Here is a 16,707-nt window from a genome sequence, read left to right as displayed (position 1 = left end):
ATTTAAAATTCAAGTTGTAATCCAAAAACTACCGACTTCGGTTGAGGATAATTTCCACGATCTATTCCAATCTCGAACTGGTTTCTAGTGGCCTGATTGTTTAAAGAGACCCGACCAATTTCAGGGTCTAAACCGCTGTAATCTGTTATGGTGATTAGATTTTGACCACTAACATAGATTCTGAATTTTGAAATCGCATCGTTGAAAAATGTAGTAGGAATTGTATATCCTAATGTTAGGTTTTTCAACTTCGTATAGGATCCATCTTCAATAAAACGGTCTGAGGCGCTGGTGTTCTGAACAGCACCCAAGGCTCTTGGAATAGTATTAGAAGTTCCTGGGCCTGTCCAACGATCTAATACTGCAACTCCAGAATTGAACAATCGAGTCATCCCTTGAAGGTCATATATATTAGTATTGTAGACATCGTTTCCATAACTACCCGCGAAAAATGCATTAAAATCGAAGTTCTTATAGTTGGCAGTTAAATTAAGTCCTAGGACCATATCAGGATATGGATTTCCAATTTTTGTTTTGTCCTCGGAAGTAATCATACCATCATCGTTTAAGTCCTTATAGCGAACATCTCCAGGAAAAACAACTACTTGATCAGGGTTTGCACTTAGTACTGCATCAACTTCCGCCTCAGTTTGATAAATACCATCACTTAAGTAACCATAAAAATAGAATAAGGGCTCATTAATGCTTATAGCTGAAAGGTTTTCTCCTTCGAAACCTCCACCGTATATAGGGCTACTGTTTCCACTTGAATTAAGCGTCAAAACCTCGTTTTTACTGTGGCTAATGTTCATATTCGCTGACCAGGTGAAATCACCTTCGAAATCATTATATCCGATATTGAATTCAAAACCTTTGGTTTTAACGGATGCCACATTTGAAGTCAAATTCGGATTGTTGTATCCGTGCGAAAGTGGTAGTGGAAGGTTAACTAACAAATCTTCACTTTTGTTGTTGTAATATTCTGCGGTAAAGGTGAGTTTGTTGTCAAAAAGACCAACATCAAGTCCTATATTACGCATTGTTGTTTCCTCCCATTTGAGATCTGGGTTTGCCAAACCGTTTGCCGTAGTTCCTTGTACCGCAGAACCTCCGATCGGATAAATGAAGTTCGTCAACAAGGTTGAGCTATAAAGGTAGTCACCTATATTGTCATTCCCTGTTATACCCCAGCTTCCCCTTAGTTTTAAATTATTGAATACGGTGTTTTCCATAAAGGATTCTTTACTGATGTTCCAACCTGCAGAAACGGATGGGAACCATCCCCAACGATTGTTAGCACCGAATCTGGAAGAAGCATCTCTTCGAATAGAAGCTGCAATCAGGTAACGTTTGTCGTAGTTATAGTTTAACCGCCCTAAATAACCGATTCTGAGATACTCTGAAGAATTGGAACTAAGGTCAACACCGTTTATAGAAAGTTGATCCACACTATCTGAAATGTCATTTATACTTCTGGCATTAACACTCTCAAATTTGATTTTTTGTTGTTCTGCCAGTGCCAATATTTCAACATTATGATAATCTGCAAAGGTTTTTTTGAAGGTTAAGCTATTTGTGTAAGTAAGTGATTGATAAATACTGGTATTCTTGATGATCTGCGCGTAAGCAGTACTGTTTGTTGCAGTTTCATCATCACTGTATGAAGGAATAAAAGCGGTATTTTTACCGTTACTATAATCAAGACCGACTTGAGTTTTAAAAGTCAAGGCATCAAAGAGTTCATACGATGCAAAAATTCCACCGTTAATATCTACTGATTTGTTTACCACTTCGCCCAATGTCTGTGCACGAACTGGATTTTCTGCATCCTGAAGATCAAAAGAGCTACTAGGACCCTGGAATCCCCCTAAATTATCAGAATTGTATATCGGCAGATAAGGCGCAATCTTAATGGCGTGTTCAAGAATTGAACGTCCTCCACTGTCTCGCTCCGGGTTCTGTTTATCAAATGAAATTCCTAAACTTTCTCCAATTGTTAAATTTCCGAAATTGAAATTACTATTAGCACGGAAGTTAAAACGCTCGTACTTCGTTTCAATCATAGCACCTTCTTGTCCTAGGTATCCTCCAGAGAAACGGAAATTACTATTTTCGTTACCTCCAGCTAGTGCTAGATTATAGCTTTGCATAAAACCTGTTCTAAAAATAGCGTCTTGCCAGTCGGTATCATGTGATGATAAAGAAGCATATGCTGGATTAGTAATTCTATCCGGGGTTGGACCAATCTCAGAGGCATATTGTTTATACTGCTCAGCATTTAGAAGGTCATAGCGATCACTTATAAAGTTCACTCCCGTATAGGAATCAAAACTTAAGGTGGCTTTTTCACTTGGAGTTCCGCTTTTAGTAGTGATGATAATAACACCATTGGAGCCTTTAGATCCATAAACTGCAGTTGTTGCAGCATCCTTGAGTACCTGAATGGATTTAATGTCATTTGGATTTAAGTTACCCATCCCAGAGGAAATGGTTCCATCAATAACATAAAGTGGATCGTTGGCGTTGGGAGTACCTAACCCGCGAATTCGAACTACAGGCGCACTACCTGGTGCACCACTGTTTACAACGTTTACCCCCGGAGCACGACCTTGAAGGGCTTGATCTGCTGTAGTCACTGGTACACTTGTAATATCCTCAGCTTCAATTGTTGCAATAGCTCCAGTTACCTCACTTCTACTCTGAGTACCGTAACCTACCACAACGATTTCATCTAGGGATTGGGCGTCCAATTCCAGTGTGACGTTGATTGTAGTTCTGTTGTTTACCGGAATTTCTACAGTTTTGAATCCAACATAGCTAAAAACTATAGTGGACTTCGGGTCTATACCGCTTAAGGTAAAGTTACCATCAAAATCAGTTGAAGTTCCCTTTGAATTGTCAAGAAGCACTACGTTTACTCCTGGTAATGGACCAGAGCCATCTTGAACGGTTCCGGAGACGGTGATTTCTCCTTGTGCTTGAACCAACCCGAAACTAAACAAGCTCAGTAGGAACAAAAATCGTTTAAAATTAGAATGTTTCATAAATTAGATGTGTTAGAAAGTTAACTAGCTTGTTATCCTTTTGCGAATACCTTTTTTTAGCTAGGAATGCGCTTTTCTAAAGGAATTCCTTTTTTAATTTCAAGGCATCAGCCTCAAAGCCAGGTGTTATACTTAGCCCTTAGCAACTCCAATAGGTTTGGATTAAGCTTTAACCGCATAGCGGTATCTGGAGTATTGCAGAAGATAAGTTCGCTAGTGAAGCAAAGCTAATAGGAAGTCTTATAGTCATTATGACGATATGTTACACATCCTTAACTCCAGGTTACATTATGTGTCAAATACAAGGATATCATCACTTTAAGTACATTATAATTGGGAAAATGTTATGATTTTCTTAAATAAGAAACACCTCTCTCAATCGTTATAAATAATGAATAAACAAGATGTCATGGTCATGTGGTGGTTCAAATATTATATGGAAAACAAAGCAACCAATATTAATTTTAACATCTAATAGTTAAAGAACTCAATAAAGTAGATAATGATGAAAACTAGAATGACCTACGTGCTCGTACTCACCCTATTAATGTTTTCTTGCGGAAATCAAGAGAAAACCAGCAGTGTAAAACCTGTATCGTTTTCCACAATTAGTCAGGGTGCCTTAAAAGGTGATGGGCAGGAGGGTATTGAAAAATCAAAACTCATTATTAGTGATAGTAAGGCATTTATGGTATTGTTGGGAAAAGTTAATACCGTTAATGACCAAATCGATCCTGTACCTTCTATTGATTTTGATCAAAGTATTGTGTTAGCTGTATTTGATGACATCAAGTCCCATGGAGGCCATTCCATTGATATTACAAAGGTTAGTGAACATGAGGATAGGTTTGTTGTTGAAATCGAACGTCTGAAAAAAGGTGGCATGTTAACTATAATAACCCAACCTTATCATTTGGTTAAAATTCCGAAAACGGCGAAGCCTATTATTTTTAAAGAAATTTAAAAGAAATATTGAAATAAATGAAGATAGGAGGTGGGCTTAAACTGTTCACCTTTTTCTTTTAGTTACTTGCTGGCTTTTTTTTTGAATAGCTTTTTAATTGGTACCAACACTAGCATTACTATAATTCCAACAACAAGTCCCGTTAAAAAGTCTTTAATTAAAGAAGGGACTCCAGGTAGCAGGTGATGTAAGTACTCAATATTATGATTAAAAATACCTCCTGATACGAGCAGTAGGGCAATGGTTCCTATAACAGATAGGCTTTTGATAACCCATGGAAGGGAAAAGACCAATGCTTTTCCTATTTTATCAGAAATACTGTCGTGATCGTCATTAAAATTAATCAGACGATACCCATAGTCATCCATTCTTACAATTAAAGCTACTATCCCGTACACACCTACAGTGGCTATAATGGCAATAGTGGACACTACCAATATTTGATTTAGTAATGGAGCGCCAATAACTGAACCCAAAGCAATTATAATGATTTCAATGGAAAGAATGAAGTCCGTTACAACTGCTCCTTTTATTCTCTTCTTTTCAAACTCCGCGATATCTTCTTCTTCAATTTCTTGGGTTTCTGAATGCTCTTCATTTTGGTGACGATGAAATAGAAATTCATATATTTTTTCAGCACCTTCATAAGCCAAATACATACCTCCAATTAGGAGTATAATTACGATGGCTTTTGGTAAAAAAGCACTGAGAACGAAGGCTATGGGTAGAATGATAAGTTTATTTAAAAAGGAGCCTTTGGTAATCGCCCATAGGATCGGGAGCTCTCGGTTCGCTACAAAACCTGTAGCCTTTTCGGCATTCACTGCCAAATCGTCTCCTAGTATACCAGCGGTCTTTTTAGCGGCAATCTTTGTCATTGATGCAACGTCATCCATTAAAGCTGAAATATCGTCAAGTACTGCAAAAATTCCTGATGCCATAATTTTATTTTTTAGTGGACCCCCTATAGAGAATCGAAGGTTTTTACGTGTTAACAAATTAAGTGATTAATTTTTTGACACACAATATGATTTAGAAAATTAGACAAGCACTTTTGTATTGTACCTATATTCTGATTTGCGAAAATGGTTTAATTGATAATTGGGCGATAGGGGAGAGATGACCCTTCCAAGTCCCCAACGGCATCCTCGATTTGTTTTTCGATATACTGAAGATGTGCCCTTACAATGTTGTCCGATACCCTTGGTAAAACACGATTGATTTTTCCGTGTAATTGTATCAAATGATTCAGCGCCAGAGACCGTATATCGGTATTGCTGGTTTTGGTTTCTGAGAGTTTGGCCATCAGTAGTTTTAAAGGATCATTCGCCTTATCGGGTCTAAAGAGTGCAATCATATTGGATACATAATTTTTCTGGACCTCTCTTTGGTAGGCGCTGGGATCGAAAAACACATCCAGGTTTTTCCAGATGTAATTGGTAATATCCTCAAGATATTCTTGCGGTCTATATGGATTATCTCTGTTGTAGCGTTCAGCGATGAAGGAGATTCTACTAATTCTACTACCTCCAAGTAGGGTCGTCATCATGCCTTCCATCATTTGGGTAACAGCATTTTTACTTTTTGGCTCTTCAATAATATTTAAAACAGTGTCATTTAAGAGCCAGGTGGGCTGTGTAAAGAGGTAGCTATTTAAGAACATTAGCGCTTGCTTTTGTTTTCCTTTTGGTACACCTTGGTAGACGGGGCCGTCTTCGTCTCTGGATTTTTTGGTAACATGAATACCGCCAATGTTCTTGGCTACATGATACATATAATCTTTGTATTGAGAAACAATGGTTTGGTAGACTTGATCAAGATTCCTGTAGTTGTCGTTCTCCTTGGAGTCAGTCCACTGTATAATATGCGGAAGTATGCGTTGGAGGTTTTTAATGCCGTAATAGGAAGCCGTCATGGAGTTGTCTCCAAGATCTTCCGTTTGAGATCGGGGATCAAAATCTCTTCCTTCTCCGGAAAACCAGAGTCTGGGATTTCTGGCGACACTGTCAGTGATCACCTGACTTAGGTAGTTTTGTTTTTCTCCTATGGATAAGGAGTCAGCTAATTTGGAATATCCCCATTGAATAGCCCATTTATCGTAATCACCTATTCTAGGTATCAGATTTTCAACGGCAATACTGTCTTCGGGTTGTGCAACATAATTGAACCGAGCGTAGTCCATAATGGAACTGGTATGACCGTTTTTGGAAAGCCAGTCATTGTCTCTTAGACGTTCTACAGGAGTTGCAAAGCTGGCTCCCATATTGTGCCGCAGTCCAAGCGTATGTCCAACCTCGTGTGAGGCTACAAAACGGATGAGTTCTCCCATCAGGTCATCTTCGAAGATCATCTCACGAGCCCTAGGATCTACCGCACCAGCCTGTACCATATACCAATTGTGCAATAGGTCCATTAGGTTATGATACCATCCCAGGTGGCTTTCAAGGATTTCTCCACTTCTTGGATCTACAATATTAGGCCCATATGCGTTTCTTTGAGCGGAAGCAAAATAGCGCAGTACAGAGTATCGTGCATCCTCCAAACTCATACTATCATTGTCTACCGGCCATGGTTTCCCAACGATGGCATTTTTAAAGCCTGCTTGTTCAAAGGCCTCTTGCCAGTCGTTGATGCCCTGTATTAAATAGGGTCGCCACTTTTTAGGGGTAGCAGGATCAATATAATATACAATTTGCTTCTTAGGCTCTACCAATTCTCCGTTTTTCCACTTTTGGAGGTCCTCTTCCTTGGGTTCTAGCCGCCAACGGTGGATGTAGACATCCTGGGCTACCTTTTGTTGGTCATCACCATAACGGAGATAGGAGCTTGCAAAATAGCCAACTCTTGGATCATAAAACCTTTTCTCCATGGGGGTCTTAGGTAAAAGTATAAAGGAGTTGTTGAGCTCCATAGTAATCACCCCAGAGAGTACTGCAGCTGGGATGAGGTCCTTGGACTTTGAAGAGACGGTTACCTTATAGGTTTTAACGGTCTTTACTTCAATGTTAATAGGGAAGGGGCTGATTTTGTTGATATAGGATTTGTCCTTTTCCAAGCTACCGATATTGTATTTCTTTTTCTGTTCATCGCTCAGTGCTAGAAGGTTGTTTTCACTATTGATGAAATCTGTGACATCAATCACCGAGCTAGTGTTTTTGTCATTTCTAGCTTTGACATCAAAGGCTTCTAAGATAGGTGTGATGTTGGAGTTTTGTACTGCCTTGGCAATTGCGTCAGTTTCATCGGCCTTGCTTACAAAAGTAGCAATGCGTAGAAAGATTTTGTTGGCGGGTCCCTTCTCAAAGTAAATTGTTTTTTCACCGATTTCTTCACCACCGTAATTACCAGCACCTGCAGGAGTTTTGATAAAACGAGTCACCACAAGGATATCTCTTCCTAACAGACTATCCGGAATCTCGAAATAGTAATGATCCTTAACCTTGTGGACATCGAAGAGTCCTTTTTTGGTATGGGCATCATCAGTGATGACTTTGTCGTAATCAACTGTAGTTGTGAAATTGAATGACTTTTGGTCAGAATTTATCAATACTTTTGGGCCGCACCCAACTACTAAAAAGGCAATACTTACCACTCTTAAAAACCACTTCATCAGGGATAATTTTTGTGTTACACAACATTTTTTGGTTGGGTTGTGCTCCTGTCTATAGTTTTAAGTATCGTTTAGAGTTTAATTATAACTTTTTTTCTTGGGATATCCAAATGTTTTAACACCTTGAAGAACCCTCTATACAACTCCTTCAGTTTTTTAGTGTGATTTAAACTATGCTGTGATTTATTACGTAATTGGTGAAGATTCGGCTATTTAATGAACACTAGTTTTCGTTTTCTTCAATATATTCTAGAATATCGGAAGGTTGACAGTCAAGTGCTTTACAGATGGCCTCTAAAGTATTAAAGCGAACGGCTTTTGCTTTACCTGTTTTTAATATCGAGAGATTAGATAGACCTAATCCGACTTTTTCAGAGAGCTCGTTAAGCGAGGTTTTCTCTCAATTTTTAATTTTTGTCGTGTACTAAACTTTACGCTATATGCTTTCTGTTATATTTATAGCGGTATTGCACGGGAGTAAGTCCCGTATATTTTCTGAAAATGTTTCGGAATGCTTTTGTATCCAAATAACCTACCTCATACATCACTTCAGAAATATTGTCCCTACTACTTTCAAAACTTCGTTTGGCAGCCTCGACCTTTACACGTTGCAAATACTCCAATACTGTATTTTCGGTGGCTTGTTTAAAACGTCTTTCAAAGCTCCTTCGGCTTATAGCTACCATGTTCGCCAATTCATCCACAGTTATTTTTTTATGATAATTTTTTTCAATGTATTGTTGAGCTCTTTTTACTTCTTCATCCTGGTGAGTTTTTTGACCCTTAAATATCATAAAGACATTTTGACTATTTCTGTCAATATCTACACTGAAGTATTTGGCTGTCATAATGGCCATCTCTCTATTGGTGTATTTTTCAACCAAGTATAATAGTAGGTTCCAGATTGATACAGCACCACCACTGGAATAGATACCATCATCTTCTGTGATAACGGCACCATCCACAACTTCGATTTGTGGATATGTTGACTTAAACTCAGTATAATAGGCCCAATGTGTGGAGCATTTCTTGCCGTTAAGTAAGCCGGTTTCCGCAAGTAAAAAGGCACCTACGCATAGGGAGGCAATTTCAGCTCCCTTATCATGCTGCTCTTTTATCCATGGGATTGTTTGCTTATTAATTTCAATAGTTGCTTTCATATCACCGAATAGGGGAGGAATGATGACCAAATCCACATCAATCGGTTGCTGAATGTTTATATCTGTTTTAATAAAAGTTATACCATCCTGTAGGGGTACCTGATCTTGACAACCCACGAGTTGGATGTCAAAACGGGGGTCTTTGCCACTAGAGGTTAAAAATTTATTAACTGTATTGAATACATACCGGGTGCTTGTAACGGCAGCAGCAACTGCAGATTCCGGGATTAAAAGGGCTATTTTTATCATGGTCTAAATATACCTAAATCGTGGCGTAATTGGCTTTTTTGGTATGTGTTTTAACATTTTTCATTGCAATAACATTGTAAATTCAACGCTTTCACGTAAGATTTTACTTGCGCAGAAATTGAAATTAAATTAAATTTACAACCTTAAAAATTGTGTTCAAACACAACTTTTTAAGAAAGAGTATTGATAATTAATCAATTTAACGTAATCAAAATTTGATGAAGACAAAACTTCTAATTCTTTGTAGTATAGTGTTGCTAACCACAACAACAGTTCAAGCCCAGTTTTGGAAAAAAATTAAGGAGAAAGTTGAAGATAAGGCTACCGAAAAAGTGGATGATGTCTTAAGCGGGTCAGAGGAAACCGCTGAAAACACCTCAGAATCCTCCTCAAGACGTGATATTCCTTACATAGAAGAAGTGTTCTCCTTTAAACCAGGTGGAACCTTACTATTTGAAGATCATTTTATAGATGATCAGAAAGGTTTAATGCCCAAATATTGGAAAACTTCCGGTAATGGGAGTATAGTTGAACTCGACAACTATCAAGGAAAATGGTTGATGATGGCTGAAAATTCCACTTATAAATTGGACACTTTAATAAATCTGCCAGAAAATTTTACTATTGAGTTTGAGTTGATCACCAGTAGTGATAAAGCCGAAGATTTGAGTACAATGAATTTTGGATTTGCTAAGGATAATAGTGTTAGAGCTACCTTGTTGGATGCCTATAATGATGGTGCTGTAACATCCACTGAGTTCCAATTCCACAATGAGGATATCGTTCACTCTAGTAATGATATGGATGCTTATCATAGTTTGAGTTTTCCGTTCAAAGGGTATTCCAATGCTAAAATCAAAGTTTCTATTGTAGTACAGGGTAGGGAAATGCGTGTGTATATAGACAAGTCTAAGGTGTTAGACCGTACCATGTTTGCTACAGGAACAACTAGATTCTTCTATATCACCGCACCATTGCATTACGACAAGGAAGCAAAACTGTTTTTTGGAAACTTCAAAATGGCTGCTATGTAAAAGCAATATTTAATGGTGTTCCATTTCTTTGGTCGCAGGATCACGATATAAACAACAGGGAGGTAGGTTTTGATAACTTGCCTCTTTTGCTTTGTAAAGATCTGTGTCATGTCCAGCCTCTGCAATGGCTAAATGAATCGTTTTGATATCACATTTTTTTTCATTGTACACCAAGCTTAACTGATTGGTGGGTATATCCCAAGAGGCATATTTTACACCTTTAACTTTTATAGCGGCATTTTGGATGCGTTTTTGACACATTTGACAATTTCCATCCACCAGGATAGTTTGATTCTTGTTTTTATCCTGTGCAGTGATAGTAAAGCTGATCAAGAGAAACACAAGGACTAGTCTTAATTTCATGGTTATGTATTTTAAAGGTTTGACAATTTCATGGTTAATTTATTTTATATCGGAATCCGACATAATAAACTCCAGATAAAACAGGAGCATAGCTCATACTTGCGTCGAAATTGGGTCCAAAAGGATCATCCGAAGCGATTACAGGGGTGCTTTGAGTGTAATTTGTAATGTTTTCCCCGCCTAGATAAAGTTCTAATTTGTTGCTAAAGGCACGGGTAATTTGCGTGTTGACTAAGGTATAAGATGGACTATAGCTACCATGGGTGTTCATAGTTGGATCTAAACCATTACGGGGTAACCGTTGTTTACCTTGCCAGTGAACGGTTGTGTCAAAGCGCCATTGTTTACCGATGGGACTTCTTACAGTTTGGTAACTTAAATTGGCAAAAAAACGTTGTTTTGGTTGTAGGGGTTTATCTAATTTGGCAGTTTTGTAATCTGTTTTGACCTCGTAGTTTTTATAGGTGGCTCTGAGTTCTAAATTTTGGAGTAATTCATAACTTAAATCTATTTGAAAACTGTTGGAGTAACTATCTCCCTGTAAATTGTAAAAAGAAATTTCACCAGGGGTTTCCCAATCGACAACAACCTGATTTTCAAATTGTGTTCTATAGTAGTCCGCGGAAAACACCAATAATCGCTTGTTTACGAATAATTTTTGGGTAAAACTCACCCCGTAGTTCCAGGCGATTTCTGGTTCTAAGCCATAGGTGCTTGCATTGCTGTTTTCTATTTGTATTTGACGGGAGGAATTAAAAAGCTTTTGATTTTCTGCTAGTATATTGGCGTTTCGTTTTCCTCTGCCTATAGAGGCTCTAATAGCTGCTTTGTCCCATACGGAATAGCGCAAATGTAAGCGAGGGCTTAGAAATTCACCTAGTCGATTGTGAACATCAAAACGTAGTCCGGCAACCATACTGAACTTATCCAGGTCAGTATAACTGTATTCAAAAAAGGCTCCCATTGCATTATCTACACGATTTAGTGGGGTTGTGTTTAAGCGTTCTCTATAATTGTCAACCATAACGCTTATTCCAGTTTTGTACTTGTGCATGGTACTCCCTATAATACTACTAAAAATGAGGTTGCCATATAGGGAGTTTTGTTGAATGTCATAGGTTCTCAGGCCGTAATAGGCATCTTGGTTGTGGTAGGTGTAGGCCAATTGTAATCCAATGCTTTGAAAGGGTAAATCCGGAAATACGTAACCTAATTTGGAGGAGACGTCAAGGCGATCTGAATGATGTTCACTTCCCCAATACGTACTTGATAATTTATGACGGTTTTTATCAAAATGTATTTCTCCGGTCTGTTTGTGGTCCTTTAGGTATTGCCAGGTTAAAAAGCTTATCCAACCACTATTGGGATCACCAAATTGCCATCGATTCATCAGATTAATTTGCTCCGATAGTGGCGTGTCTAAAAAACCATCACCATTGTCGTCTATCTTTGCGGTACGTGTATTGGCATGCAGGAAGATTCCCGTAGCTAATTTATCAGAAAGTGGTGTATTCCATCGACTGTTTAATTCAAATCTGGCAAAATTGTTGGCATAGATATTTAGGAAAAGGGGTTGGTCTGTTTGGGGTTTTCTGAGCGTGGTGTTGATTTGTCCGGAAATGCTTTCATACCCATTTACAACACTACCCATTCCTTTGGTGATTTGAATGCTTTCAATCCAAGACCCAGGAATAAAGGACAAACCTTGGGAGGAGGATGCTCCTCGAGTACTGGGAATGTTTTCTTGTGTAATTAAAAGATATGGACTGTTTAGCCCTAGAATTTGAATCTGTTTAGTACCGGTGATGGCATCTGCAATATTGACATCTACAGCGGGATTGGTTTCAAAGCTCTCAGAAAGATTACAACACGCGGCTTTTAGCATTTCTCTACTATCGACTGTGACCACATTTTGAACATCGAATAAGGAACGCTGTACGGAGGAAATTTGTTGAGAAAGAACCACAGCTTCCAGCTCAATTTCAGGTTTAAGAATCAATAGCCCCAGGTTTGGACGATTGACCAATAAGGTATCGTTTCTGAAATTTGGGTACTGAATGATAAGAGTTCTAGAGGTTGGATTTTTTGAGATTTCAAATTTCCCATCTGTGTCCGTATAAACCGAAGCCTCATCATTCAACCAATTAACTTGTGCATTGCTCAATGGGAATAATGTTTGACCATGATTGTATGCCTTTACGGTTCCTTTTATTTGAATTTGAGCACTAGATGAGATCAAGCCCAGGCTAATGAAAAAAAATAAGAATAGAACCGTTTTCATCTGATTTTACTACATATTGGTTTGGTTTCGCTGTTGAAATTAGACCAATATAAATACAGGTACTATTCCATTCGATGTAAAGAACCATTATACCGACATAAATTGGTAATCGAACTGCTATTTGCTTTATGTGCCACTACCGTGAAAGCCATAAAGATGGAGATGTTGACCTATGGTTTTTGGCCGCCGGAACCCACCTTTAAAATCCAGTGCGATGTGTTCATCCAGCTTTAGGTTTAAATCCCAGTCCATGGCAATGCGTCGTTAGTTAGGTAGGTAGTTTGTAGATGATCTTTGCCATTTATAGAAATTACCAATGCTCATTTCCATTTTGAATTACTTTTAACAAGAGAATAACTCCACCACCTAACAATAATCTGAAAATAAGTGCTTTAGGCGAAGTAGTTAGATTCCAAAAAATAAAGCATTTTAGAAATAGAGGTGATTTTTCACAATGAAGTTTAGTAAAAGACTATGAGTGTAATCAATACAGTTCGACGCCAATCATTTTGGACACTTGATTTCCTGAGAGGATCGAAAATTAAAAAACGAATCAAAGACATTAAGTTTATCCTTGAAAATTATCAGGACCCTAAATCTGTTAAGTTACGTGCAATACGATTGAATGACTTGATCAAGCATGCCAAGGAAAGCGTCCCATTTTACATGGAACTAAACGCTTCAGATGAATTATCTGACTTTCCTATCATCAATAAAAATCTAATCCGTGATAATTTTGATGACTTTAGATCCTCGAAATATCTAGAAGAATCACTTGTTGCAAAGTATACTAGTGGTTCAACCGGAACACCTTTTCGAATCTATCACGATCAAAATAAAAAACTACAGAATACTGCAGACACGCTTTACTTTGCAAAAAAGGCTGGATTTGAATTGGGCCAAAAATTGGTGTACTTAAGGCATTGGGATCAATACAATAGAAAAAATAAATTGGCTGCTTTTTTGCAAAATATTTTGATGCATCCAGTATCCAATATGAAAGATCATGAGATCGCTGATTTAATTCAACAAATAACTACGGATAAAAGTCCTAAAGCTATGCTGAGTTATGCTTCTGCGCTCACAACCATCTGTAATTACCTCACCAAAATTGAGTCTAAACCTTTAGAAGCAAACATGAAATCTATTATCGCCATGTCTGAATATTTAAGCCCGGATATTAAAGATAAACTGAGGTATTACTTTGGTGTCGAAGGACTTTCTAGGTATTCTAATGTAGAAAATGGCATTATTGCCCAACAATTTCCAGGCAGTTCCATTTTTCATATCAACTGGGCAAGCTATAGAGTGGAGATTTTGGAATTAGATTCCAACAAGGATGTAGTCCCCGGAAAACCTGGTCGAATTGTAATTACCGATTTATTCAATTACAGCATGCCGTTAATCAGGTATGATACTGGCGATATAGGTTATATTAAAGATGATGATCCGTATAATGGCGCCCCTTTTTTGGAGCATGTGGAGGGTAGAAAAATGGATATGATCTATAATACCAAAGGTGAACTTATTACCTCATACATTACTTATCACCTTTTAAAGTATGATAGGATTAAACAATTTCAGCTCATTCAGGAGGACCCCGCTACCTATATTATTAAACTTAATGTTTATGATAATTTTGATCAACATAATTATATTATAGAAGAATTCAAAACCCATCTTGGAGAAGATGCAAATATCAGTATAATTTATGTCAATGACATTCCTTTGTTAGACTCTGGAAAACGAAAATTAGTCATCAACAAAATCTCCTCTAAATAATTCATGAGGCGCTTCTCTATAAACTTGTAAGATTTTCCTTTATTACCTTCTTATTTTTCTTCATAAAAATCAATGTAATTTATTGATTTTCATTTCTTTATATGTTAAATATATTTTTTAGTTTATACTTAATACATTGAAAAACAATGAATTGTGTATAAATCACAATTTTTAACAGTTTGTGCGCAGGCTTATACAATCTAAATCAAGCAATTAAGCGTATAATTACTGAATGAAAATGTGGTTTGTCGATGAAATGTGTATTTCGTCTATTTTTTATCAAGCCCTAATGTGTAATAATTTATTAAATTGAACTTAGCCATGTACAAAAGAAGTTGGTTGATGCTGCTATTCGTAAGTTTAGTGTTAATGTTTATTGCCTGTGACGATGATCAGGCTTTAGATGCATTTTTAAATGGAGATAATGAGAACTCCGAAGTGATTGATCCCGATCCGGAAGCGGGATCAGACGACCCCTATAATGTGATTACAGATGCCGTGGATATTCCATGTGATTACAATTTTGCAAGCACGCAAGTGAATGCATCTCTTAATATTAGCTGTGATTACGATCTTCAGGGACAACGTATCAGTTTACCGGATGGTGTGAAGCTTAATTTTGACGGAGGTAAAATTACCAATGGTAGTTTGGTCTTTGCGTCTAAAGGTGTTATTGATGGTCAATTACTAAATATTGATCTTCAAGTTGAAGGTGGGCTGGCTATTGAGCATCCACACTTTATTTTTGAACCTTCTCGTTGGGATATGGTGCAAGGGAAGACTACTGATGATAAAGCATTCCAGAATAAAGAGAATTTGAATAAAGCCATTGCGCTAACTAATGATCTAGGAATGGAAGTTTTTGAAATTGATAAATTGGATGCGTACTTTTTCGGTAAACGACTCACCTCGCACCCTCCTTATTCGTATGCAGACAATTCCATAATGGTGCCTTCTAATACACACTTTTTAATGAGTGACAATACTTTTATTCGTGTGCAACCTACAAACAACCCATTTAGTAGACTACTCATGACATTTAAGGCACAAAATGTAATAATTGAAGGAGGTAATCTAGTAGGTGACCGCTATTTACATGATTATTCGAATGTTACTGATGAGACAGGTGTCTCCAGATCTACGCATGGTTATGGTTCATTAGTGGGTATAGCTGGATCTCAAAATGTTACCGTGGATAATGTCAATATATACGAAGGAGAAGGAGATGGTGTTTTGGTTCAGATCTCTGCTATTAGAAATAGAGATGGTTCTATTAAATCAGGCGAAATGGAGTCTTCCGGTGTAGTGGTTAAAAATAGTTTAATTGACAAGTGTAGAAGAAATAACGTTTCTGTCATTGATGCCAATGGACTAATTATAGAAAATAACGTTATCTCCAATGCTGGTGGTGAAGATGAAAGTGGAGAGGCTTATGCAGGTACCGCACCAGAAGTTGGAATTGATTTGGAGGCCTATAGAGAACGAAAAGACGATGGTAGTTTATACGAATATGAAAGGGTAACCAATGTGACTATTCGAAATAATAAATTTGTTGGAAATGACGTCGCAGATGTCATCGTGTATACCGCAAGCTTTGTTGAGATAAGTGGAAATACATTTGATAATAGATTAGGTATTAACGCCGGTAATGATGTGGAAATCTTAAATAATAATTTTAAAGCGGGAGCTAGAATTACGAACCAAACAGCTATTAGTTTTGACGATTATTTCGTTAACGATACTGAGCGTTTGACTTATAACATTGAAGTCACCGGGAACACCATTTCTGGTTATGACACCTCCATGAGAATTGGATCCAAAAATGTTACGGTCTCTGGAAATAAATTGTACGACTTTATCACAGGTATAAACATATCAGATACTGAAAACGGCCAACTCTTTAACAATTTTATGGAGAGCGATAGAAGTGTTAGTTACGGATATTTCTCTAGGGGAAATGCTGTCGCGAAGGGAGTGACCATCAAAGGTGATAAAATTAGTGTACAACACCGTCCTATTTATTTAAACGATCTAAATAATAGATTGTCAGGCAGTACGGATAGACTCCTTTTTGATAATTGTACTTTCTTATCTGATCGGGAATTGTATATTTTTAATAGTAAAAATATTACAATTCAAAATTCAGAAATGAGTGTGAAAGTTGAACACCGCGAGTCAGAAAATATTATTTTGACAAATAATCAGATACTCTAGAGACAC

The 16,707-nt window shown here is 37.5% G+C and carries 10 protein-coding genes and 1 pseudogene; 4 read left to right on the top strand and 7 right to left on the bottom strand.

Features of this window, described 5'->3' with window-relative positions; translation table 11 throughout:
• Nucleotides 1–2 precede the first annotated feature (2 nt).
• The gene (locus ACN0TV_RS05150; RefSeq protein WP_417360776.1) at nt 3–3,044 is read right to left on the bottom strand and encodes a SusC/RagA family TonB-linked outer membrane protein; all 3,042 of its coding nucleotides are present in this window, start codon (nt 3,042–3,044) and stop codon (nt 3–5) included.
• A 502-nt stretch (nt 3,045–3,546) separates the two neighbouring features.
• Here ACN0TV_RS05150 and ACN0TV_RS05145 point away from each other — a divergent pair.
• Nucleotides 3,547–4,008, top strand: a complete 462-nt coding sequence (locus ACN0TV_RS05145; protein WP_417360774.1) for a protease complex subunit PrcB family protein — start codon at nt 3,547–3,549, stop codon at nt 4,006–4,008.
• 62 nt (nt 4,009–4,070) lie between these two features.
• Here ACN0TV_RS05145 and ACN0TV_RS05140 read toward each other — a convergent pair whose 3' ends face one another.
• The 4 genes and pseudogenes from ACN0TV_RS05140 to ACN0TV_RS05125 all read right to left on the bottom strand — a co-directional run bounded on the left by ACN0TV_RS05140 (nt 4,071) and on the right by ACN0TV_RS05125 (nt 9,027).
• Nucleotides 4,071–4,949, bottom strand: a complete 879-nt coding sequence (locus ACN0TV_RS05140; RefSeq protein ID WP_417360772.1) for a DUF808 domain-containing protein — start codon at nt 4,947–4,949, stop codon at nt 4,071–4,073.
• Nucleotides 4,950–5,098: 149 nt separating this feature from the next.
• Nucleotides 5,099–7,618, bottom strand: coding sequence for a zinc-dependent metalloprotease (locus tag ACN0TV_RS05135; RefSeq protein ID WP_417360770.1), 2,520 nt, complete (start codon nt 7,616–7,618; stop codon nt 5,099–5,101).
• 223 nt (nt 7,619–7,841) lie between these two features.
• Nucleotides 7,842–8,015, bottom strand: a pseudogene (locus tag ACN0TV_RS05130) (helix-turn-helix domain-containing protein); the annotation flags it as partial.
• A 34-nt stretch (nt 8,016–8,049) separates the two neighbouring features.
• A complete protein-coding gene (locus tag ACN0TV_RS05125; protein WP_417360768.1) occupies nt 8,050–9,027 on the bottom strand; it encodes a GlxA family transcriptional regulator in 978 nt (325 codons plus the stop codon).
• Nucleotides 9,028–9,245: 218 nt separating this feature from the next.
• Here ACN0TV_RS05125 and ACN0TV_RS05120 point away from each other — a divergent pair, with 218 nt between their 5' ends.
• Nucleotides 9,246–10,061, top strand: a complete 816-nt coding sequence (locus ACN0TV_RS05120) for a hypothetical protein (RefSeq protein WP_417360766.1) — start codon at nt 9,246–9,248, stop codon at nt 10,059–10,061.
• A 9-nt stretch (nt 10,062–10,070) separates the two neighbouring features.
• On the opposite strand, the gene ACN0TV_RS05115 is transcribed toward ACN0TV_RS05120, so the two are convergent.
• Together ACN0TV_RS05115 and ACN0TV_RS05110 are read right to left on the bottom strand one after the other, a co-directional pair.
• Complete coding sequence (locus ACN0TV_RS05115; protein WP_417360765.1) at nt 10,071–10,424, bottom strand: heavy-metal-associated domain-containing protein; 354 nt, start codon at nt 10,422–10,424, stop codon at nt 10,071–10,073.
• 34 nt (nt 10,425–10,458) lie between these two features.
• Entirely contained in the window at nt 10,459–12,705 is a 2,247-nt protein-coding gene (locus ACN0TV_RS05110; protein ID WP_417360763.1) for a TonB-dependent receptor, read from the bottom strand.
• A gap of 474 nt (nt 12,706–13,179) precedes the next feature.
• On the opposite strand from ACN0TV_RS05110, the gene ACN0TV_RS05105 reads away from it, so the two are divergent.
• Nucleotides 13,180–14,487 carry a CoF synthetase gene (locus ACN0TV_RS05105; protein ID WP_417360761.1) on the top strand — a complete coding sequence of 436 codons (1,308 nt, stop codon included), beginning with the start codon at nt 13,180–13,182 and terminating at the stop codon, nt 14,485–14,487.
• Between the two features lie 321 nt (nt 14,488–14,808).
• Entirely contained in the window at nt 14,809–16,701 is a 1,893-nt protein-coding gene (locus tag ACN0TV_RS05100; RefSeq protein ID WP_417360759.1) for a hypothetical protein, read from the top strand.
• Nucleotides 16,702–16,707: the final 6 nt, after the last annotated feature.

The organism is Galbibacter sp. (assembly GCF_048266365.1).
Taxonomy (GTDB): domain Bacteria; phylum Bacteroidota; class Bacteroidia; order Flavobacteriales; family Flavobacteriaceae; genus Galbibacter.
The sequence above is the reverse complement of the archived record's forward strand: the minus strand, read 5'-3'. Positions and strand labels throughout refer to the sequence as shown.